Consider the following 19,818-nt stretch of genomic DNA (forward strand, 5'->3'; position numbering starts at 1 on the left):
GAGAGTAACAACAATGGTTTTCTCACGGTTATGCGTTAGCAAAACACGGGCTTTCTCTTTTGTTTCTGTGCTGCTGGGTGGGGTGTTAAGTGTGGGTGGTTTTGCCGCCCCGCAGGCCCTTTGGGCGGCAGAAATAACGGGTGCAGGCTCTAGTTTTGCTGCCCCCTTGTATGAAGCGTGGTCTGCTGCATCGGAAGAGCAAACTGGGGTGCGGGTTAATTACCAGACCATTGGCTCTGGGGCGGGGCAAAATCAGGTTTTAGCGGGTACGGTCGATTTTGGGGCGTCTGATGCCCCAATGGCCCCTGAAAAATTACATAAAGGCCAATTATTACAATTTCCGACTGCTATTGGCGGTATTGTGGTTATTGCCAATATTCCCGGCATTGCCACAGAACACTTAAAACTGACCGGCCCGGTTTTAGCCGACCTGTACGCAGGTACCATTACTACATGGAACGACCCGCGCATTACGGCCCTTAACCCAGATTTAGCGTTGCCAGACCTACCAGTGGCCCCGCTGCATCGGGCCGATGGGTCTGGCACTACGTATGTGTTTACCGAGTATTTAACCCAAGTGGCCCCGCAATGGCGGGCTTCTGTAGGCAAAGCTACATCTGTTGCGTGGCCTTTGGGGGCGGGGGCTCGTGGTAACGATGGCATTGCAGCTTACGTGCATAATACCGAGGGCAGTGTGGGCTATGTTGAATATGCCTACGCTGTTAGCAACCACCTGAGCGCTATACAGTTGCAGAATAAAGCGGGCAATTTTGTAACGCCCTCTGCCCAAAGTTTTGCCAAAGCGGCAGAGGCCGCCGTGTGGGCTGAACCTGACCTGACTGCGTCTTTAAACAACACAGACGGTGCAGGGGCGTGGCCTATTGTAACCACCACCTATGCGCTTGTGCCACGTACGGCGCAGCAGAGCCGCCAAGGTAAGGCAGTAGAGATGTTTTTTAGGTGGGGCTTAACGTTGGGTGAGGCAGAAAGCCGCAAGCTGGATTATGTGCCTTTGCCAGAGCGGGTTAAGGCGGCAGTTTTGCAACGTTTAGCAACTGGGCAATAGCAGGCTCTATTCAAATAATATGGTTTGCTATCGGCTGTTTTTTAGCGCCTACCAGCACGTACTGCTGAAAGTAAAGAGCTGCGGCTAATAAGTTTTTCAAAAATTGCAGCGCTTGGGTTGTTTACTGTTGTGAGCCGGTAAGGGCAGCTTTTTGCTCCCAAAAAAGCAGTCTAGTGGCTGCAAAGTTGCCTATTGTATCTCAAGTATATGTAGCCAGACCTTAACTGTGCGTTTTTGAACTATTCTGTAAGCATTTTAGGGCGCGGAAGCGGGTCGCTTTCAGGCGGTTTGGGTGTGGCTTAAAGGCCTGCTGGCTAGATGTTAGCTTTGTTCAAAGGGTAATCCCGGTGTTGTCCCTCATTCTATCCACAGATTCTGTGGATATGTTTGAAACTTCGGCTTTTTGCCGGGGGTTAGGCGTGCGGCAGGGCTGCGGCTTCGTTTATTAATTCCTGCTCGTGCACATCAAGCTGGCGGCCTAAAACGCGTTCGGTTTCATCGTTAATATTACGGTCGTGTAGTAGGTCGCGCAGGGTTTTGCGTTGGGCACGGATAATGCGTAGGCGTATAGCGACCTCGGCCCGGCGGTTGCGCACAGACAGGTCGCGCGTGCTGCCGGGGTCTGGCTGTTTACCGTCTAGCGTTTGGTGCAGTTCCTGAAATTCTTGCAACAAAAGTGGTACGGCGTGGGCAAGTTCGGGAGAGTCTGTGCTTGAGGTAGGGTCTGCTTGGCTTTTGGCGGTCTCGTTTTTAAGTACGGCCAGCGCGGTATCAACCAAGGCCAAGCGGGTGTCGTCGAGTTCTTGTTGTGGTGTGCTCATTTGAGATGGGGCAGGGAGCAGGCGTAAGGCGAGTGGCAGAAGAAGGCTTGCCACAAGGAGCGAGCTAATAATAACGCCTGCGGCAAGCGTTATAAGCAGGTCGCGTTGTGGGAAATCTGTTGCTGAGGGCAGCGTGAGAATGGCGGCAAGCGTGATTGTGCCGCGTGTGCCCGCCAAAGCCATAATCAGTTTTTCGCCCCAACTGGGCAGCACGCAGGCACGGTGGCGAAAATGGGCGATAATTTGCCGGAGTGAGGCTGAGCCAGTAACCCAAAAGAGGCGGATAAGGGTCATGACCGCTTGAAGGCCAAGAATGGCGAGCAAGACGCTCCAGAGTGAGAGGTCACCTGATGAGCGAAGAATACGTTTGGCCTCGTGCAGCAGGTGGGGCAGTTGCAAGCCCAGCAAAAGAAACACCAGCCCGTTAAGCGTGAAAGACACCATGTCCCATATGGCGGTGGCGCGCATGCGGGTTTCAATTTGGGTTTCGTTCATAACGCCGCTTAGGCGTATGGTCATGCCACCGGCTACCACGGCTAAAATGCCTGATGTTTCAATATATTCTGCAGCCAGATACACCGCAAAAGGGATCATGAGGGCTAAGAGTGCGTGGCTTGGTGGGTCGTCGTACCCACGGCGTAGCAGGTAAGTTTCGAGTTTGCTGCCTAACAGGCCTATGGCAATGCCGGTAAGCACGCCGCCTGCGGCTACCCACACAAAATTGGCCGACGCGGCTTTGAGTGAGAACAACCCTGTTGTGGCCGCAGCCACGGCAAATTTGAAACAGACGAGACCCGATGCGTCGTTGAGGAGGGCTTCACCCCCCAACAGGTAGAGCAAACGGGGCGGTACACGGCCACCTCGTAAGATGCCAGAAACCGAAATAGCATCTGTGGGGGAGAGGGCACCGGCTAGGGCGAAAGCTGCGGCGAGAGAGACTGTGGGCAAAAGCCAGTGCAGAAAATACCCCCCAGCCAAGGTACTAAGCAGCACCAGCCCTATGGCCATGGCGGCAATAATATGCCGCAGCTCTCCAAATTCGCGCATGGGTATGCGGTAGGCATCTACAAACAAAAGCGGGGCAATAAAAAGCAGCAAAAACAGGTTGTTATCTAACCCCACACGCAAGCCTGCCAGTGCGGCCGTTGCCCCTGCTGCAATTTGTAAAAGTGGCATGGGTATATGCAGGTTGAGCATACGCGCACCAATGCCGGTAAGCCCGGTAATTGTTAGCAGCGAGAGGGCAAGGAGGGTTTCGTCCATGGGGGTAAAACTGCGTTCCTGATGCAGGCCTGCGGGCCAGGGGCACCAAAGGCGAAGAGTTATTCCCGTATCATGCTGGGGTCAGTCTGTCAGGGGGTGAGTGCTCGGGGCTGCTGTGTACAAAACCACGGGGCTAAATGGCGGTTTGTGGTGGGGGGGGAGGAGCAGAAACGAAGGTTTTGCGGGTCATTCACGGACAATCCCGTAATTGTCCCGCACTTCATCCACAGATTCTGTGGATAACAGGGGTGGTGTGGCTTAACGCACCCAAACCTGTGAGAAGAAAAGCTGGTTAACCGTTGTGTAAAAGAAGTTGCCTAAGCGGGCAGAGGTAAGAACAACGGTATCGCGCTCAATTAAAGGAGCTATAGGGCTTTGCGCCATGACCAGACGGTCTGCCTGCCGCCAGAGGTCTTCAGTTTGGGTGGGGGTTAGGGTTGTGTCTGTTTTGGCTTTGTCCATCAGGTTTTGTACCTGTTTGTTGCAAAAGCCGGGAATATTGATGGAACTGTCTGAGTTGGGGTGAAAATTTTCACAGCCCAGAAGGTCGTCCAGAAAATTGGACGGGGAGGGGTAATCTGCCGACCATGTGGTGAGAGAGATTTGCACCTTGTTGGCCGTGTTTTGTACGTAGGTCATGGACAGCGTATTGCTGATAGGGCGTATGCTGGCTTGGTAGCCAATATTTTGCAGCATGTCGCGCACCCAGCCGCCCATTGCCATATCAACACTGGTATTGGCGGTTATAAGGGTAACTTTTTGGCCTGCCGTACCACTTTCCTGCACGAGTTGGCGTGCTTTAGCGAGGTCTGGTGCCTGCCATTGTAGGGCGGGTGCTATGGGGCTGGCCCCTTTTGTATAAAAACAGAAATTGGTGGCAGCAGGGAGAGAGGACGGCACCATACCGCATAGTGGGCGGGCAATGCCGGGGCCACCGTAAAAAATGACCATAGCTTTGCGGCTAACCGCATAATTAACCGCTTGCCGTGCTTTAAGGTTGTTAAAAGGCGGGATATTAACATTCATGGGGAGAAAATACATGGCCGCGTGTGGCCGCACATGTGTTTGGGCTGTGTAGCGGTTACCAAGCTCGCCCAACCTATCCATAGGAATAACGTCTGCCATAAAGTCGTATTGCCCGTTTTCTACGGCTGTTACGGCGGCCTCATCGGGTATGCCAAAACTATATTCTATGGTGTCTGGGTAGCCTTGGGGCTGGGCTATGGCGCTCCATTCTTTAAAAAATGGGTTGCGGTCTAGGCTAAGGGCCGTATTGGGGTCGTATTTGGTAAGGCGGTATGGCCCGGTGCTGGGTATGGGGGTGTTGCCCACATCGTGCTCGGGGGTGTTGGCAGGCACAATAACTGCGTGGGTAAAGGCGAGTTTTTGTAAAAATTCGGTATCTGGGCGCACAAGATGAATGGTGATGGTGCGTTGCGCCGGGTTTTCTTCTACCCCGCCTTTAAGGGTGCATGTTGCTGGGGTTTTTAGGCATAAATCTGCCCCCACAATGGCAGAATAAAATGACCCAGCGGTAGGAGAGCCAACCTTGAAAATACGGCGTAGTGATGCGCTGACATCTGCCGTGGTAACTGGCTGACCACTTGAAAAGCGTATGCCCTGCCTAAGGGTAAAAATGTAGGTAAGGCCGCCATCTTGTGGGGTTGGTAGGTTTTCTGCCAAGTCGGGCACGACAGAGTTGCCCTCTGGCCCTTGTACTTTTTTAAAAGTGGTCAGGCCGTCATACACAACGGCAAACAGGTTAATATATTTGCCAGAATAATTAATTTGGGGGTCTAGCGTGCCGCCAGAGGTAGAGGCAACTAGCCGAAGCGTACCGCCCTTATGTGCGGCTTGGTACGGTGTGTCTTGCTGGGGCTGGGGTGTTGCCTGTTGCGCCAGTGCTGCCGTGGTGTGGTGCAGCGCTAACGCAAAAACCAGAGTTGCAAGGGTTTTGCCTGAGTGGTGTCGGGCGGGTGTTGGCACGTTTGTGGTTTTAGGGGGCTGGGGCTGCATTTTCAACCGGAGCCGTTGCCGCTGGCGGGGTGATGAGGTGTGAGAAGTTTTTGAAAAGAGAGCTAAGAACGTACAAGCCCATAATAAGGGTAGCGATGATAATGCCCAGCCGTACCAGTTTGCTTGGTGCTTTGGGGTTTTCTTGTGTCATTATAACGCGGCTTTCTTGGGGCTTGTGTGAAACAGGGTGAGGCCAGTGGCATAGGGGCCAGAGAGCAACCATACCGCCATTACCCCCTGCGTGAAAGAGAGGGAGGGGGCTTATGCGCCCCCTGTGCCATGCCCCACCATATCTAGCGGGTTTACCAGCCGGTCAAAAGTGGGGCCGTCTAGGTAGCCAGATTTAAGGGCGGCGTCTTTTAAACTCAGGTTTTCTTGCATGGCGGTATGGGCAATGGCCGCGGCTTTATCGTACCCAATTTCTGGGGTTAAGGCTGTTACCAGCATGACCGAGCCATTTACGTAGTGGGCTAGTTTGTCGCGGTTTAGGGTTGTGCCTTCAACGGAGAACACCCTGAAGTTTTTGCAGCCATCTGCCAGAATGCGTATGCTGTGCAGGCAGTTAGCCAAAATAATCGGGCGCATAACGTTAAGGTCTAGCTGGCCTTGGCTGGCGGCAAAGCCCACTGTAGTGTCGTTCCCTAAAACCTGTGTGGCTATCATCACCAGAGCTTCGCACTGGGTGGGGTTGACCTTGCCGGGCATAATGGACGAGCCGGGCTCGTTTTCTGGTAAAATCAACTCACCAAGCCCGCAGCGGGGGCCAGAGGCCAGCCAGCGCATGTCGTTGGCTATTTTAAGTAAAGGCACGGCCAAGCCGCGTAACCCGGCAGAGGCTCTTACCATGGCATCTAACCCGCTAAGGGCTGCAAATTTGTTGGGTGCTGTAATAAACGGGCGGCCCGTAAGGGTTGCAATGCGGGCAGCAATGGCTTTGCTAAAGCCTTGGGGGGCATTTAACCCCGTGCCAACTGCGGTGCCACCGGCTGCCAGTTCTAGCAGTGCGTCTTTGGCGTGGCGCAGGTTTTTAAGGGCATCATCTAATAACGTGGCCCAGCCAGACCATTCTTGCCCAACAGTAAGGGGGACTGCGTCTTGTAAGTGGGTGCGCCCAATTTTAACAACCGCCTGCCATTCATGCGCTTTGCGGTGCAAAGTGGCGCTGAGCTGCTCAATTTCAGGAATAAGACGGTCTTCTAGCTCTAGAAGCGTTACCACATGCATAGCGGTGGGGAACGAGTCATTGCTGGACTGGCCCATATTCACATCATCATTGGGGTGTATGGGCGTTTGGGAGCCAATTGTGCCGCCTACAAGCTGTATGCCGCGGTTGGCTATAACCTCATTCACGTTCATGTTGGTTTGGGTGCCAGAGCCTGTTTGCCACACATAAAGCGGGAAGTGGGCGTCTAGCTCCCCGGTGCTGACTTCATCGGCTACGTGGGCAATCAGGTCTGCTTTCCATTGGGGCATGCGGCCTTCTGCTGCGTTTACTAGGGCCGCGGCTTTTTTGACAATGCCGTACGCATGGTAGAGCGGTAGGGGCATATGGTCTGTGCCAATAGAAAAATGGACAAGGCTACGTTGTGTTTGCGCCCCCCAGTATTTGTCGGCCGGAACGGCAATTTGCCCCATTGAATCGCGCTCTTGGCGCATGCCTGTTGCCTGAATGCCAACGGGGCAGGGTGTTATGGTGGGGTGTGTCATGCCTGTGTTCCTATCGCTCTTGCCATGGGGAAACCGGGAGGGCGTGTGGGGAGAAGAGTATTGGCTACCTAACGCGGCATGGTAGGGCAGTGGGGGCAAAAAACTTCTCACAACTGAGCGACCAAAGTGCGTTTTGGGCGTTAGGCCGAGGTGTGGCGGCAAAAGGGGGTGCAAAGGTGCATTGCGGTGAAATAAGTGGTTTCGGGTGTGGTCTGACCGATCGGTCAATGCTAAGATAAGAAAAACAAATTTCTGGCTGCTTCGCCATTTTAGTGCCGCATCGGGCTATTAGAATGCGTAGGTAGGGCAGAAAATTAAGAAGAAATTTGGTACGGAAAGGACAGTGGGAGTATGGCGGTAACAGGTTTGGCTGCGGTACTGCTTGCCATTGGTCTTTTGCTGGTGGTGGTGAGTGCGGTACAGCCCATAGCGCGCAAACTTGAACTTTCAGAAACCGTACTGCTGGCTATTGTTGGTATTATTATCGGGAGTTTGGCAGATTTTGCGCTGCGTAACTCGCATCTGGCCGCCCTTAACGGGCTGGCGGAAATGCTGCTTGATTTCCCGATAAACAGCGAAGCCTTTTTGCTTATTTTCTTGCCCGTGCTGGTGTTTCAAGGCGCATTGGCCATTGATGTGCGGCGCTTGGCGCATGAAACGGGTACGGTTTTGCTGTTGGCCGTTGTGGCCGTTGTTGTGTCTACCGCTACAATTGGCTTTGCGCTGAAACCCTTTGCAGAGGTGCCACTGGTTGTGTGCCTGCTGCTTGGCTCTATTGTTGCCACCACAGACCCCTCTGCCGTGGCAGGCATATTCCGTGATATTGGGGCCGCCACCCGCCTGACCCGCCTTGTGGAAGGGGAGGCGCTGCTTAACGATGCCGCGGCTATTTCTATCTTCTCTATTTTGCTGCCATCGGTCACGCTGCACCACGCAATCCACCCCGGTGAGGCGATTGTCTCGTTTGTGATTTCTTTTGCTGGTGCGCTTATTGTGGGGGTGGTGTTTGGCCAACTTACCCTGATGATGATTACCGCCCTTGGAAATGCGCCAGCGGCAGAAATTACCCTGACTGTGGCCCTGCCTTATGTGGCCTATATTATTTCTGACGAATTTTTGGGTGTTTCTGGCGTGGTGGCAACCGCTGCGGCAGGGCTTACGCTCTCTGTTTATGGGCCTTCAACCTTTAGGCCCCAAACATGGATGTTTTTGACCCAGCTCTGGCAGCAGCTTGTGTTTTGGGCGGGGTCTTTGGTGTTTGTGCTGGCCTCTATGCTCGTGCCGCACCTGCTTGTGGGCATGACCCGTTGGGACTGTGTGCTTATTCTTATTGCAAGCGTTGCAGGGCTTGCCGCACGTGGGGCTGTGGTGTTTGGCCTATTGCCGGTTTTGGCCATGACCAAACTTTCGCCCCCTGTGCCAACACCTTTTAAGGTTACCATGGTGTGGGGTGGTTTGCGTGGGGCTATTACCCTGGCTCTGGCGCTGGCCGTTACCGAGAACGAGCATGTCTCAACCCCTATAGCGCATTTTATTGGTATTATTGCCACCGGCTTTGTGCTGATTACACTGCTGCTTAACGGCACAACGCTGCGCTCTTTGGTGTTGTTTCTCAAGCTTGATAAGCTCTCACCCATTGACGAGGCCATGCGGCACCAAGTGTTGAGCATTGGCCTTGATAATGTGCGCGACCGTGCGGCCAAAATGGGGGAAGAGCTGGGTTTTTCAACCGATGCCACACGCCCGGTATTGCAGCAGATAGACCGCCGCGCAGATGAAGAGCAGTCTGCCAACGAATTTGATGCGTCTATGAGTGATACGCAGCGCGTGAACTTGGCGCTGATAACAATTGCCAGCCAAGAGCGCTCTGTGTTGCTTGACCTGTTTCGTATTCAGGGTTTGTCCCGGCGGGTAATGGAAACGCTGCTACGGAGCAGTGAGGCGGCCATTGATGGTGCACGCCTTGAAGGCCGCCTTGGCTATGTGCGGGCTTTGCGGCGTAGGCTTAGCCCATCATTGCGGTTTAAGCTGGCACAGTGGGTGCATAAAAACCTGCATATAGACCGGCCTTTAATGCTGTGTATGGCTGAGCGTTTTGAAATGCTTATGGTCGCACATTTTGTGTCTATTTCGCTCACGCGCTTTATGCGCGAGCGCTTAGAGCCTACCCTTGGCCCCCGTATTGGGGAAATTGTGGCCGAGGTTTTGCAGCGCCAGCGTAAATTGCTGAATGAAGCGTTAGAGACGTTGCGGCTGCATTACCATGGGTATTCGGAAGCGTTGGAAAACCGGATATTCCGCCAGATTGTGCTGCGCTTGGAGGGGGAGGAGTATGACTCTCTCATGGCGGAATCTCTGATTAGTGACGAGCTAAACCGTGAGCTTGTTAAAGAGCTGGAGCGCAGGCGGGCTCGGTTAGATAAGCCGCTGAGTTTTGACCTGCGGAGCGGTATTGAGGCACGGCTCAAAAATGCGGCTGTGTTTAAAGGCCTGCCCGGCGCTGAATTGCACGATCTGGCGACCACAACCTCCTTACGGTTTGTTGCCCCGCAGGAGCTTATTTGCCGCCGTGGCCGTAAAATTAAGCACATCTATTTTATTAGTGCGGGCTTGGCAGAGTGCCACGTGGCCGAGCGTGATGTACGCTACGGTGCAGGTGACCTGATAGGCGCGTTGGGGGCGTATAGAAAAGAGCGCTGCCCGGCTACGATTAGGGCCATTCAATTTGGGCATTTTATGGTGATTAGCGCCTCACGCTTTCGCCGTTTGGTAGAAGAATACCCAATTGTTTTGGAAAACATCGAAAACTTGCGGCGCAAGCGCGATGAAGGCGATAGGGCCGTTAAACTGGTACCGGGCCAAGAGGTGCCGGAAGAACGTCTTGAACAGCCCGGTATTGCCGCCCATGCCCTTTTAGGGAGCCCGGTGAGCGCTTTACCCCCTACGAAAGAGGAAGTAGTGGCTGGCGCACAAGACACCGCGCAGAAAGAGGGTACAGGCAAAGGGGAATAAGGGATAACTGTGGGGGCTTAGTAAAAAGCCCCTAGGGTGCCCCCTAAAGGCCCGCAGCTATGCTTCAATTGTGAATTTTTCGGGGGCTCTCTGTGGTGTGGGGCACTATGCGTAGAGTTGCGCGTGGTGTTGCCTAGTTAAATTTAGAGGTTTAACCGCTACAATTATTTTTCTGCCTTGTGCAGATAAAGCAACAAAAAAGGCAGTGCCAGAATGGGCACTGCCTTTTTGCTGAGTGCTACGCCAATTGGTGACGCAGCCGCCTAAAGGGTGGCGGGGTTTAGAACCCGCTGGGTGGGGGTGTAATGTCTTGCTGGCGGCGTAGGGCAAGGCCAACCTGTACCCAGCCTAGGCCGCTTACAATGAGCTCTACCGCAATAAAGGTGCCAATAAGCCATAGCCCAGACCATGGCAGGGTAAGATAGAGGCTAACGCCTACAAGCAGGCTGATAAGCCCCCCACCAAGCAAAATACCCCAGCCTGCCATTGCGCGGTTTTGGAAAGCCAGTACGCAGCGCATAATGCCCACAACAATAAAGCAGGCTGCGGCAAACAGGGTTATCATGCTTGCGCCGGTTACGGGTTCTTCAATAATCATAACGCCGGCTACAACGTAGAGAATGCCCGCAAGCAGCGAAAAGAGAAAACCGCCCCAGTCTCTGACCGCAAAGGCGTGAATGGCTTGCATAAGGCCTGCCAGAATAATGAGAAACCCAATGAAAATGGTGCTGGCAAGCGTAACCGAAACGGCATCAATACAGGCAATAAAGCCAAGGGCAATTAGGGCAACACCAAGCCCGACAAACAGCCCCCATTTTCTGGCAAACGGCATGCTGATAGATCCTTTTTTCTTATGATGTAGCGTACAGTATACTACGCGCCTTTTATAAGCCTAGCACAGTTTTACTTGGCGCATTGCCGCTTTGCAGGCTTTGGGTGAGTTGACAGGGGGCTAGAGTTTATCGTAATGCCTGCCCCCATTGCCGGGAACGTGGACAGGCCGGCCAAGCAAGACGAAATATGCTCTCGTTTTCTTGGTAATACGGACTGCGCCCGCTCTGATCCGTGGGGGACAGAGACTACCGGCGCAATACGCAGTGGGTATACCAGAAAATGGTGGCCCGTTGCCTGTGTGGAAGAGAAGAGCGCACTATGAGCAAGCGCCTCGAGAGCAAATATAAAATTAACCGCCGCCTTGGCGTAAACCTGTGGGGCCGTGCAAAGTCTCCGGTTAACCGCCGCGAATACGGCCCCGGCCAGCATGGCCAGCGCCGCAAAGGCAAGCCTTCTGACTTCTCTGTACAGCTGATGGCTAAGCAGAAGCTGAAAGGTTACTACGGTAACATCAGCGAAAAGCAGTTCCGCCGCTACTATCAGGAAGCCGTGCGTCGTAAAGGCGATACGTCTGAAAACCTGATCAACCTGCTGGAACGCCGTCTGGATGCGGTTATTTACCGCATGAAGTTTGCGATTACGCCGTTTGCTGCCCGTCAGTTTGTGAACCACGGTCACATTCTGGTTAATGGCCGCAAGCTCAACATCCCATCTTACATCGTTAAAGATGGTGATGTGATTGAAGTGCGTGAAAAATCCAAGCAGCTCGCTATCGTTCTGGATTCAACCCAGACAACCGAACGCGACGTGCCTGAATACATGGAAGTTGATCACCGCCAGATGAAGGGTACCTTCATCCGTGGGCCGAAGTTCTCTGACGTGCCTTACCCGGTACAGATGGAACCAAACCTGGTGGTTGAATACTACTCTCGTTAATCGAGCGCTTAAGCCCGATTTGTGTAAGCGCCGGGTGGAGGGCAACCTCTCCATCCGGCGTTTGCCGTTTATACCCAGCCTTTTCTTTTTCAGCCCGGATACTCCGTTATGTCTGATGCGCCCGTTACCGACCTGAGCACGGAAATTGCCCGCCGTCGTACTTTTGCAATTATCTCGCACCCAGACGCCGGCAAAACGACCCTGACAGAACGGATATTGCGGGCCGGTGGGGCTATTCAGCTTGCTGGTAACGTGCGCGCCAAAGGGGAGCGCCGCCGTACCCGCTCTGACTGGATGAGCATTGAGCGTGACCGCGGTATTTCTGTGGTCAGTTCGGTCATGACCTTTGAGTATGGTGGGTGCATTTTTAACCTGCTTGATACCCCCGGCCATGAAGACTTCTCGGAAGATACCTACCGTACCCTAACCGCGGTTGACTCTGCGGTGATGGTCATTGACGCCGCCAAAGGTATTGAAGACAGAACCCGCAAGCTGTTTGAAATTTGTCGCCTGCGCGATATTCCTATTGTGACGTTCATCAATAAAATGGACCGTGAAGCACAAGACCCCTTTGCATTGCTTGACGAAATTGCCTCATCTTTGGCGCTGGATACAGCACCGGCAACATGGCCGGTTGGCCGTGCCGCCAAATTTGTGGGCACGTATGATATTTTAAGCAAAAAACTGCACACGCAGGAAGAATTAGCCCCCACAGACCCGCGTATGGAGCAGTTGGCCGAAGAGCTGGAACTGGCCGAAGGCGCCTTGCCTGAATTTGACCGGGAATCCTTTGATGCAGGGCACCTAACGCCCGTGTTCTTTGGGAGCGCCATGAAAGAAATTGGCGTAACCGACCTGCTTGATGCCTTGGTGGCCTTTGGGCCATCCCCCCGTAGCCAGGTGGCTGAAACCCGTACCGTTAAAGCGGATGAGCCCGGCATGACGGCGCTGGTGTTTAAAATTCAGGCCAATATGGACCCCAACCACCGCGACCGTATTGCCTTTGCGCGTATTTGCTCTGGCAAGCTGGAGCGCGGCATGCGCCTGCGCCATACACGCACCGGCAAAAGCTTTGCGGTGCATACGCCGCAGTTCTTTTTTGCCCGTGACCGCCAGTTGGCAGAAGAAGCGTTTGCGGGTGATGTGGTGGGTATTCCCAACCATGGCACCTTGCGCATTGGGGATACGCTAACCGAAAACGAAGACCTGAAATTTACCGGTGTGCCCCACTTCGCCCCGGAAATTTTACGCCGCGTACGCCTAGATGACGCCATGAAAGCCAAAAAGCTGAAACAGGCCCTTACCCAGCTTGCGGAAGAAGGCGTGGTGCAGCTCTTTAAGCCGCAAGATGGGGCGCAGCCTATTGTGGGTGTTGTGGGAACTTTGCAGCTTGATGTGTTGCAAGCCCGCTTAAAAGCGGAATATGGCGTGGCGATTGGGTTTGATAACACGCCGTTTTCGTTAGCGCGTTGGGTGACAGGCCCGCGCGAAAAAATTGAAACCTTTGCGCAAGTCAATCGTAGCGCCATGGCTGACGATCTGGACGATGACCCCGTATTTTTGGCGACATCCTCTTTCATGATGCGCCGCACGCAGGAACAGAACCCTGATATTAGTTTCCATGACATTAAACAGATTGGCTTGGAAATTAAATAACACAGCGTAACGGCCAGCTTTTACCCTGTTGCCCAAGGGAGCTTTGTACGGGGCAAGGTGCTGGCTATGGGGAAGGGCAGACTGGCTTGGACTTTGCACAGTCTGTACGTGACAGTCTGTGTGGCTGTTGTCTGCCCCATAGGTAGCCCTTAGCGGTTTTGCCTCTCTCTTGTGCCTGCGTATTTAAAAGACATTTTTGAGAGTGGGCAGGCCACAGGTGTGCATATTGTTGCGGGCTGTTTGGAGCGTGCCTTAGTAGAGTGTCGCGTACCGTTTTGCATGTGCCTAAAAATGATTGTTTTTATGCCTTCAATACATGCCACTGGTAGGCGGTAAAGCCTGTGGGTGGGGGCAAAATGCTCCATAAAATGCGTTGTTTTTGCCCAACCTTTTTGTTTCTGCGGTGCAAGGTGCAAGGTGCAAGGTGCAAGGTGCAAGGTGCAAGCCCGCAAAAGGGTGTTATTTACGCTCTGCGAACAAGCCCTTCCATTGGTGTGGAGGGGGCACCGGGGAAGACCTGTGCTAACGCTGTGCGGGGTAGGCCCATATGCTCAACCAGTATGCCAGAGGCTATGGTGCGGGCATCTGTTGTGGGGGCTAGGTCTCGGTTTTCGAACAATTGGCTGGGTTTAAGGCCCGGCCATGTGCCACCAACGCGGCCACCGGTTACAGGGCCACCGGCAACAAAGGTGACTGTGCCGGTGCCGTGGTCTGTGCCGCTGGTGCCGTTCATACGCACGGTGCGGCCAAATTCTGTCATAACCAGCACAACCGTTTTATCCCAAACGGGGCCAAGGCTATTTTTTAGAGCCATAATGCCACGGTCTAGCTGTGACAGGGGGCCGTTAAGGCGGCCAACTTGGCCTGCGTGTGTGTCCCACCCGCCAATTTCTAGTGCGGCTACGCGGGGGCCTTGTGGGTCTGCTAGCATGTGGCCTGCTGCTGTGGCCAACATGGTAAAATTATCTGTTTTGCGTTTTGCTTGGTCTGGTGTGTTGGGGGCTGCGTCTGGCGCCATAACGGCTTCAGAAAAAGAACGCGCCTTTAGGGCGTGGCGGTAGGCGGGGCCGGTTATGGGGTCTGCATCGTTTAGGGCGGCAATTTGGTTATAAAGTTCGGGGTCTGGGTGTTGGGCAGCGGCAGGGGCGTAACTGCCAACATGGGCGCTCCCGCGTAGCAGCAGCGGTACGGTTAGGCCCATTGCCAGCCCGTAGCCATCTGGCTTGGTGCCGTGCTGAGGCAGGCTTGCCACGGCACGGTTAAGCCAGCCGCTGGTCATGCGTTGGTCTGCGCCACTTTCAAGATAATCTTGCGCCTCAAAATGCGAGCGGCTGCGGTAGTGGCCAGCGGTTGCGTGAATGGGCAAAAACTGGCCTGCGCCATAAAGGTCATGCATGCCACTTAGGGCAGGGTGCAGACCATAAAAGCCGCCAAGGTCTAGTAGGCCTTTTTCTTGCCCCGGCTCTGGCAGCAGCAAGGCTTTGCGGTGGGTGGTTAGGCTGGGGTCTCCGTAAGGGGGGACGGCGGCCATGCCATCAAGCGCGCCGCGCATGAGCACCACAACAAAGCGTGGTTCATCTGGGCGGCTGGCAGGGGCGGCCAGTGCGAGAGAAGAACGCCCAAGTGTCCAGCTTGCAGCAAGACCGAGCAGGGCTGTACGGCGGCGGATCATCATGGCTTAGCGCCTTTGGAATTCTGGAGAGGAGAACAGGAGAGTAAGCGCATCTTGCCGCGAGCCAGCGGTGCGCATGGCGGTATAAGTGGTTTTGCGCAGTGCCGGGCCAAGAGTGGCGTTGGCAATTTCAAGCGGGTCTGACGTATGGGCGTGGGCAGACAAACGCCACGACCAGTCTGTGCGGGCCAGCAGGTCTGCCGGACTTGACCAGTCTGAGGCAAGGTCGCTCCAGCCATTGGGGAGCGGGGCTGTCCATAACGGTTGGCCAAGGCTTGAATACGCGCCCAACAATGTGCGTGCGGCAGAATGCGGGTCTGTTGGGTCTTGGTCGGGCTTATTGCCCAACGAAAGTGCCCGCATAACAGCCGTTGCGTAGTCCATAGGGGAGCGGAATTTGCCCGCTGTGGGTTGTTCTGCACTGGAGAGAGAGCCAAGAGCCAGCGAGGCCGCCCCGAGGTCGCCCTGTGTGTCGTGTAGCACGGTGGTAATGTAGTTTATGTCGTGCTCGCTGGGGGTGTCTGAAATAAAATGCGTGACCAGTTGTGTGGCAATATGGCGGTAAGTGGCGGGGTGAGTGCCTAAAAACTGTATGGCTTGAATGCCGCCATCTAACCCTTCGGGAAAGACTTGGCCCATGACGGTTTTTTCGCCGGGTTCGTGGGCATTGTCCCGAAAGGTAAAGCCAGGTTCATCGGCTTTCATATCCACACTCCAGCCAGTGAGAATGGCGGCAAAAGCGGTGACATCGGCCTGTGTATAGCCAGACTTAGGGGAAACTGTGTGGAGTTCAAGACATTCACGGGCCAGATTTTCGTTTAGCCCGCGGTGGCGCTTTTGCCCGGCAGGGCTGTTTGGCCCGATGGATGACGCGTTATCGAGATACATAAGCATGGCAGGGTGGCTCATGACCGCAGCCAGCATGTCTGTAAAACGGCCCGTAACATGGGGGCGAATAGCCTCGCGCATGTAAGCGCCCACAATGCCGCGCGTGCCGCCTTGGCGCATGCTTACGGTAAAATGGTTAAACCAAAACCATGCCAACCGCTCCCGAAAGGGTTGCTGGGTTGTGAGTAGCGCGTTGAGCTGGGCTGAGGCATCTGCCAAAAAAATGGGTTTGACCAAGGGGTCACCCTGCATTTTGTCCATGCGTTGTTGGCGTAGGGCAATAAGCCCGTCTGCGCAGGAGCTAACACCGGGAAAGCTCGCGGCATCTGGCCCTTGCAACTGGCTTGAAAGCCATTGGGACAAAGTGCCCTGTGGTTGCTCTTGGGGGCGTATGCCCCAGCCAAAGCGGTTTATGGTTTCAAGCTGGAGCATTGGGTTTCGTTACGCCATAATGGGGGGCATTTGAGCCAAAATGGTGCGGCCCAAATGTGGCAGCAACCAGACTTTAGTGTTTCAAAAATGTTTCGAAACACTAAACATAATTATACAAACCGGTGTGCCAGAGGCAGAATAGCGTTGGGTTAGGGCCGTTTTTCGGTAAGGCATGCCAAAAGAGCAAGTGCTGGCATGCCTGCACCGAAACAGGCAGCAAGGTGCCAGCCCCCGTGCTCGTAAGCCCAGCCACCAACGCCTGAGCCAATAGCCCCACCTAAAAAGAAAATGGCCATATAGAGCGCATTAATGCGGCCCCGGTGTTCTGGTGCCAGCACAAAGAGCACGCGTTGGCCTAACACTAGATTAGCGGTGTTACCAAAGTCTATCATAATGCCCGCTACAGCCAGTACGATAACAAAGAGCATGGGGGCACTTACCAGCCATGTCATGAAAAAGGCGGCTATGCTTAGGGTCATGGCGGCGAGTGTGGCGGGCCAGATCCAGCCTTTATCTGCTACGCGGCCAGCTATGGGGGCAGCAATAGCGCCTGTTACGCCAACCAGTGCAAAAAGGGCAATTTCACCCTGAGACAGCGCGTAAGGGGCGTGGGTAAGCAGTAGCGGGGTGACTGTCCAGAACAGGCTGAACGCGCCAAACATACAGGCATGGTAAAAAGCACGGCGTTGGAGCACGGGGGTTGTTGCAAGCAGGTGTACCATAGAGCCCAACAACGCGCCGTAGCTTTGCCGGGTAGTGGGCATGCGGCGGGGCAACATTTTGCCCAGTACAACCGATAAAACCAGCATAAGGGCCGCAGAGAGCAGAAAAATAACCCGCCAAGAGGCGACTTGGGCCACAAGGCTTGCCACAGGGCGTGCCAGCATAATGCCCAGCATAAGGCCGCTCATAACATTACCGACAATTTGCCCCCGTATGGCAACCGGAGCGAGGTGGGCTGCAAACGGGACAAGCATTTGCACGGCAACAGATAAAACGCCCACAAGGCTAATAGCGAACAAAAAGAGAGCGGGGGAGCCCGCAAAAGGCAGCGCAAAAATGGCCAGAGCGACTAGACGGGTCATCCAGACAATAAGGCTGCGGTTTTCGAGCAGGTCTGCCAAGGGCACAAGTAAAAGCAGCCCGGCGCAGTAACCAATCTGGGTTACTGTTACAATAAGCCCAGACTGGCCCGGCTGCATATGGAGCGAGGCGCTGATAAGCCCAGAGAGGGGTTGGGCGTAGTAAAGATTGGCCACAATAAGCCCACAAGCGGTTGCAATAAGCAGCACAAGTGGGCGGGTAATCATGGGGTGTGCTTCGTGCTCGGGTGTTTGTGCGGGAGTGGTGGGGGCGTGCGGGGGCATAAGAGTATGTGTGTCCTGCATGGAAGCACTGGCGGGGAGTGCTGGTTTTTTACGCAGTTTCTGGCCAAAGCCGGTAAGGCCAAGCAAAGTATGTGCGCACTATATGTTGGGATGAAGAGTGGCGGGGGAGGCACCAGAACGCAATGCTGAGTTTTGACGATATTGTACAAACAGCAGAAAATACACACAGTATAAATGCGATTTTAGCGTTTTTGGCCGCAGATGATAGCGCCATTATAGACCCTGCACGTATAGACCTTGTGGTGCATGCAGGTAACGCCATTTTAGCCACGGCCCAGCAGGCCTGTGCGTTGGCTAAACAAGTAGGGTGCCCGTTGCTCCTATCTGGCGGGGGGGGGCCATTCTACCACTTTGTTGCATGAGGCTGTACGGGCGGCTGGGTATAGTGCCGTAGTGCAAACGCAAAGCCGGACAGAAGCTGAGAGTGTGGGAGATATTGCTGTTGCCTGCTGGGGCATGCCCCCAGAACAGCTTATACTGGAAACGCACTCAACCAACTACGGAGAAAACGCAGCCTTTACCCGCAATAAACTGGCAGAACTGGGTATGGCCCCCTCAAACATTGTGGTGGTGCAAGACCCGCTTATGCAGTTGCGCACAGTGGTGACGTTTCAAAAAGCATGGTGCGAGAGTAAGCAGCCACCACGCTTTTACAGTTGGCCCACTTTTGTGCCTGCGTTGGTAGAACGCCACGGTACAATAACGTATGCCCCCACCTTACCGGCAGGGCTATGGGCACCAGAGCGGCTTGTTTCTTTACTGTTAGGAGAGATGGCCCGCCTACGCGATACGGAAGCAGGCTATGGCCCGCGCGGCAAAGGCTTTATTCCGCATGTTGAAATACCACCTCGTATTGAGGTGTGCTACCAGAGCGTGCTGGCGCAAATAGGCGGCTTAGAAGGGCTGCGTACCCGGTTATTATAAAAAAACTGGGGTACTTAAAATAAAGCAAAATGCAGGTGTGGCATGTGCGCCGTAAAAAACGGGAGGGCAAAAGCCGCTCCCGTTTTTTAGCAAAAGGTTTAGACGAGCTGCTGTTTGAGGGCTGCTGTCAGGTCTTTTGTTGTGGCGTTGCCGCCTAGGTCTTTGGTGCGCAGGCCACCGTCTGTAATGACCTTTTTAATAGCAAGGTCAATACGGTCTGCAAGGTCTTGGCGGCCAACGTGCTGGAGCATCATGACTGCGGCAAGCAGCAGAGCCAGCGGGTTGGCAATGCCTTTGCCAGCAATGTCTGGTGCGGAGCCGTGTACGGCTTCAAACACGGCAGCTTTTTCACCAATGTTAGCACCCGGTGCCATGCCCAGACCGCCAACAAGGCCCGCTGTCAGGTCGGACAGAATGTCGCCAAACAGGTTGGTGGTGACCACAACATCAAACTGCCATGGGTTGATGACAAGCTGCATGGCGCAGGCGTCTACAATCCGTTCGTTAAAGGCAACGCGGCCTTCATATTCAGCAGCAACTTTACGGCCTTCTTCAAGGAACAGGCCGGTCAGTAGTTTAAGAATGTTGGCTTTATGAACAATTGTAACCGTTTTACGGTTGTTCTTGAGCGCATATTCGAACGCAAATTTTACAATGCGACGGCATTCTGTACGAGAGTTGTAGCCAGAGCTAAGAGCAATGCCCTTGGGGTCTTCACCCACCGGAATGTAATGCTCCATTGCGGCATAATAACCTTCAAGGTTCTCGCGGAAGAGAACAAGGTCAATTTTGTCGAAACGGCCACCGGGCACAATGGTTTTGGTGGGGCGCAGGTTGGCAAAAAGCCCAAATTCCTGACGCAGCGTTACGTTGATGGATTTGAAGCCACCCCCCACTGGCGTGGTGAGCGGGCCTTTAAGAGCAAGGCCAGTGCGGCGAATGCTTTCAATGGTCTGTTTTGGCAGCGGGTCGTTGACCGCATCCACCCCGGCCATACCGGCCAGTTGCTTGTCCCAAGCGAACGGTGCGCCGACCGCGTTCAGGATTTCGATTACCGATTCAACAATTTCGGGGCCGATACCGTCACCGGGGATAAGAGTAGCGGGGATGGTCTTGCTGTCTGTCGTCATTCTGGAAGCTCCCTTCACTTCGCAGCTTTTCTGCGCCGGTTCGGCTGATGACGCGATTCCCAATTGCGTGACC

General features: G+C 54.3%; 15 protein-coding genes. 6 read left to right on the top strand and 9 right to left on the bottom strand.

Going from position 1 to position 19,818, the window contains the following annotated elements; translation table 11 throughout:
* The first annotated feature begins 13 nt into the window (after positions 1–13).
* Entirely contained in the window at positions 14–1,066 is a 1,053-nt protein-coding gene (gene pstS / locus Abor_RS09395) for a phosphate ABC transporter substrate-binding protein PstS (protein WP_084594476.1), read from the top strand.
* Positions 1,067–1,479: 413 nt separating this feature from the next.
* On the opposite strand, the gene Abor_RS09400 is transcribed toward pstS, so the two are convergent.
* From Abor_RS09400 to fumC, 4 genes are all read right to left on the bottom strand, one after another.
* Positions 1,480–3,150 carry a Na+/H+ antiporter gene (locus tag Abor_RS09400; protein ID WP_048841813.1) on the bottom strand — a complete coding sequence of 557 codons (1,671 nt, stop codon included), beginning with the start codon at positions 3,148–3,150 and terminating at the stop codon, positions 1,480–1,482.
* A gap of 258 nt (positions 3,151–3,408) precedes the next feature.
* Positions 3,409–5,166 carry an ABC transporter substrate-binding protein gene (locus Abor_RS09405; protein ID WP_084594477.1) on the bottom strand — a complete coding sequence of 586 codons (1,758 nt, stop codon included), beginning with the start codon at positions 5,164–5,166 and terminating at the stop codon, positions 3,409–3,411.
* Positions 5,147–5,317, bottom strand: coding sequence for a hypothetical protein (locus Abor_RS09410; RefSeq protein WP_158319733.1), 171 nt, complete (start codon positions 5,315–5,317; stop codon positions 5,147–5,149). The genes Abor_RS09405 and Abor_RS09410 overlap by 20 nt, the downstream gene beginning before the upstream one ends.
* A gap of 110 nt (positions 5,318–5,427) precedes the next feature.
* Positions 5,428–6,873, bottom strand: a complete 1,446-nt coding sequence (fumC, locus tag Abor_RS09415) for a class II fumarate hydratase (protein WP_048841625.1) — start codon at positions 6,871–6,873, stop codon at positions 5,428–5,430.
* A 351-nt stretch (positions 6,874–7,224) separates the two neighbouring features.
* Here fumC and Abor_RS09420 point away from each other — a divergent pair, with 351 nt between their 5' ends.
* Positions 7,225–9,885: a cation:proton antiporter gene (locus tag Abor_RS09420; RefSeq protein WP_048841626.1), complete on the top strand. Its 2,661-nt coding sequence runs from the start codon at positions 7,225–7,227 to the stop codon at positions 9,883–9,885.
* A gap of 280 nt (positions 9,886–10,165) precedes the next feature.
* Here the strand turns inward: Abor_RS09420 and Abor_RS09425 are convergent, their stop codons facing one another.
* Positions 10,166–10,717, bottom strand: a complete 552-nt coding sequence (locus Abor_RS09425) for an HdeD family acid-resistance protein (protein ID WP_048841627.1) — start codon at positions 10,715–10,717, stop codon at positions 10,166–10,168.
* A gap of 320 nt (positions 10,718–11,037) precedes the next feature.
* Between Abor_RS09425 and rpsD the strand changes: the two genes are divergently transcribed.
* Positions 11,038–11,655, top strand: a complete 618-nt coding sequence (rpsD, locus tag Abor_RS09430) for a 30S ribosomal protein S4 (RefSeq protein ID WP_048841628.1) — start codon at positions 11,038–11,040, stop codon at positions 11,653–11,655.
* A 108-nt stretch (positions 11,656–11,763) separates the two neighbouring features.
* On the top strand, positions 11,764–13,311 hold the full coding sequence (locus Abor_RS09435) for a peptide chain release factor 3 (RefSeq protein ID WP_048841629.1): 1,548 nt from the start codon (positions 11,764–11,766) through the stop codon (positions 13,309–13,311).
* A gap of 463 nt (positions 13,312–13,774) precedes the next feature.
* Here the strand turns inward: Abor_RS09435 and Abor_RS09440 are convergent, their stop codons facing one another.
* The 3 genes from Abor_RS09440 to Abor_RS09450 form a co-directional block, all read right to left on the bottom strand.
* Positions 13,775–14,986: a DUF1501 domain-containing protein gene (locus tag Abor_RS09440; protein WP_048841631.1), complete on the bottom strand. Its 1,212-nt coding sequence runs from the start codon at positions 14,984–14,986 to the stop codon at positions 13,775–13,777.
* Between the two features lie 3 nt (positions 14,987–14,989).
* Entirely contained in the window at positions 14,990–16,303 is a 1,314-nt protein-coding gene (locus Abor_RS09445) for a DUF1800 domain-containing protein (protein ID WP_084594478.1), read from the bottom strand.
* A 149-nt stretch (positions 16,304–16,452) separates the two neighbouring features.
* Positions 16,453–17,757 carry an MFS transporter gene (locus tag Abor_RS09450; RefSeq protein ID WP_232015078.1) on the bottom strand — a complete coding sequence of 435 codons (1,305 nt, stop codon included), beginning with the start codon at positions 17,755–17,757 and terminating at the stop codon, positions 16,453–16,455.
* 56 nt (positions 17,758–17,813) lie between these two features.
* Between Abor_RS09450 and Abor_RS13150 the strand changes: the two genes are divergently transcribed.
* Complete coding sequence (locus Abor_RS13150; RefSeq protein WP_232015079.1) at positions 17,814–18,053, top strand: hypothetical protein; 240 nt, start codon at positions 17,814–17,816, stop codon at positions 18,051–18,053.
* Between the two features lie 31 nt (positions 18,054–18,084).
* Positions 18,085–18,615, top strand: coding sequence for a YdcF family protein (locus Abor_RS09455; RefSeq protein ID WP_261767195.1), 531 nt, complete (start codon positions 18,085–18,087; stop codon positions 18,613–18,615).
* A gap of 98 nt (positions 18,616–18,713) precedes the next feature.
* Here the strand turns inward: Abor_RS09455 and Abor_RS09460 are convergent, their stop codons facing one another.
* Complete coding sequence (locus Abor_RS09460; RefSeq protein ID WP_048841632.1) at positions 18,714–19,745, bottom strand: isocitrate/isopropylmalate dehydrogenase family protein; 1,032 nt, start codon at positions 19,743–19,745, stop codon at positions 18,714–18,716.
* Positions 19,746–19,818 lie beyond the last annotated feature (73 nt).

The organism is Acetobacter orientalis, from assembly GCF_000963965.1.
GTDB lineage: Bacteria > Pseudomonadota > Alphaproteobacteria > Acetobacterales > Acetobacteraceae > Acetobacter > Acetobacter orientalis.

Excerpts from the sequence above, each read along its gene's own strand:
- Abor_RS13150 (WP_232015079.1), top strand. The coding sequence starts at position 17,814 with ATGCTGAGTTTTGACGATATTGTACAAACAGCAGAAAATACACACAGT.
- Abor_RS09425 (WP_048841627.1), bottom strand. The coding sequence starts at position 10,717 with ATGCCGTTTGCCAGAAAATGGGGGCTGTTTGTCGGGCTTGGTGTTGCC.
- Abor_RS09400 (WP_048841813.1), bottom strand. The coding sequence starts at position 3,150 with ATGGACGAAACCCTCCTTGCCCTCTCGCTGCTAACAATTACCGGGCTT.
- Abor_RS09440 (WP_048841631.1), bottom strand. The coding sequence starts at position 14,986 with ATGATGATCCGCCGCCGTACAGCCCTGCTCGGTCTTGCTGCAAGCTGG.
- Abor_RS09405 (WP_084594477.1), bottom strand. The coding sequence starts at position 5,166 with ATGCAGCCCCAGCCCCCTAAAACCACAAACGTGCCAACACCCGCCCGA.
- Abor_RS09410 (WP_158319733.1), bottom strand. The coding sequence starts at position 5,317 with ATGACACAAGAAAACCCCAAAGCACCAAGCAAACTGGTACGGCTGGGC.
- Abor_RS09435 (WP_048841629.1), top strand. The coding sequence starts at position 11,764 with ATGTCTGATGCGCCCGTTACCGACCTGAGCACGGAAATTGCCCGCCGT.
- Abor_RS09420 (WP_048841626.1), top strand. The coding sequence starts at position 7,225 with ATGGCGGTAACAGGTTTGGCTGCGGTACTGCTTGCCATTGGTCTTTTG.
- Abor_RS09460 (WP_048841632.1), bottom strand. The coding sequence starts at position 19,745 with ATGACGACAGACAGCAAGACCATCCCCGCTACTCTTATCCCCGGTGAC.
- fumC (WP_048841625.1), bottom strand. The coding sequence starts at position 6,873 with ATGACACACCCCACCATAACACCCTGCCCCGTTGGCATTCAGGCAACA.
- Abor_RS09445 (WP_084594478.1), bottom strand. The coding sequence starts at position 16,303 with ATGCTCCAGCTTGAAACCATAAACCGCTTTGGCTGGGGCATACGCCCC.
- rpsD (WP_048841628.1), top strand. The coding sequence starts at position 11,038 with ATGAGCAAGCGCCTCGAGAGCAAATATAAAATTAACCGCCGCCTTGGC.
- pstS (WP_084594476.1), top strand. The coding sequence starts at position 14 with ATGGTTTTCTCACGGTTATGCGTTAGCAAAACACGGGCTTTCTCTTTT.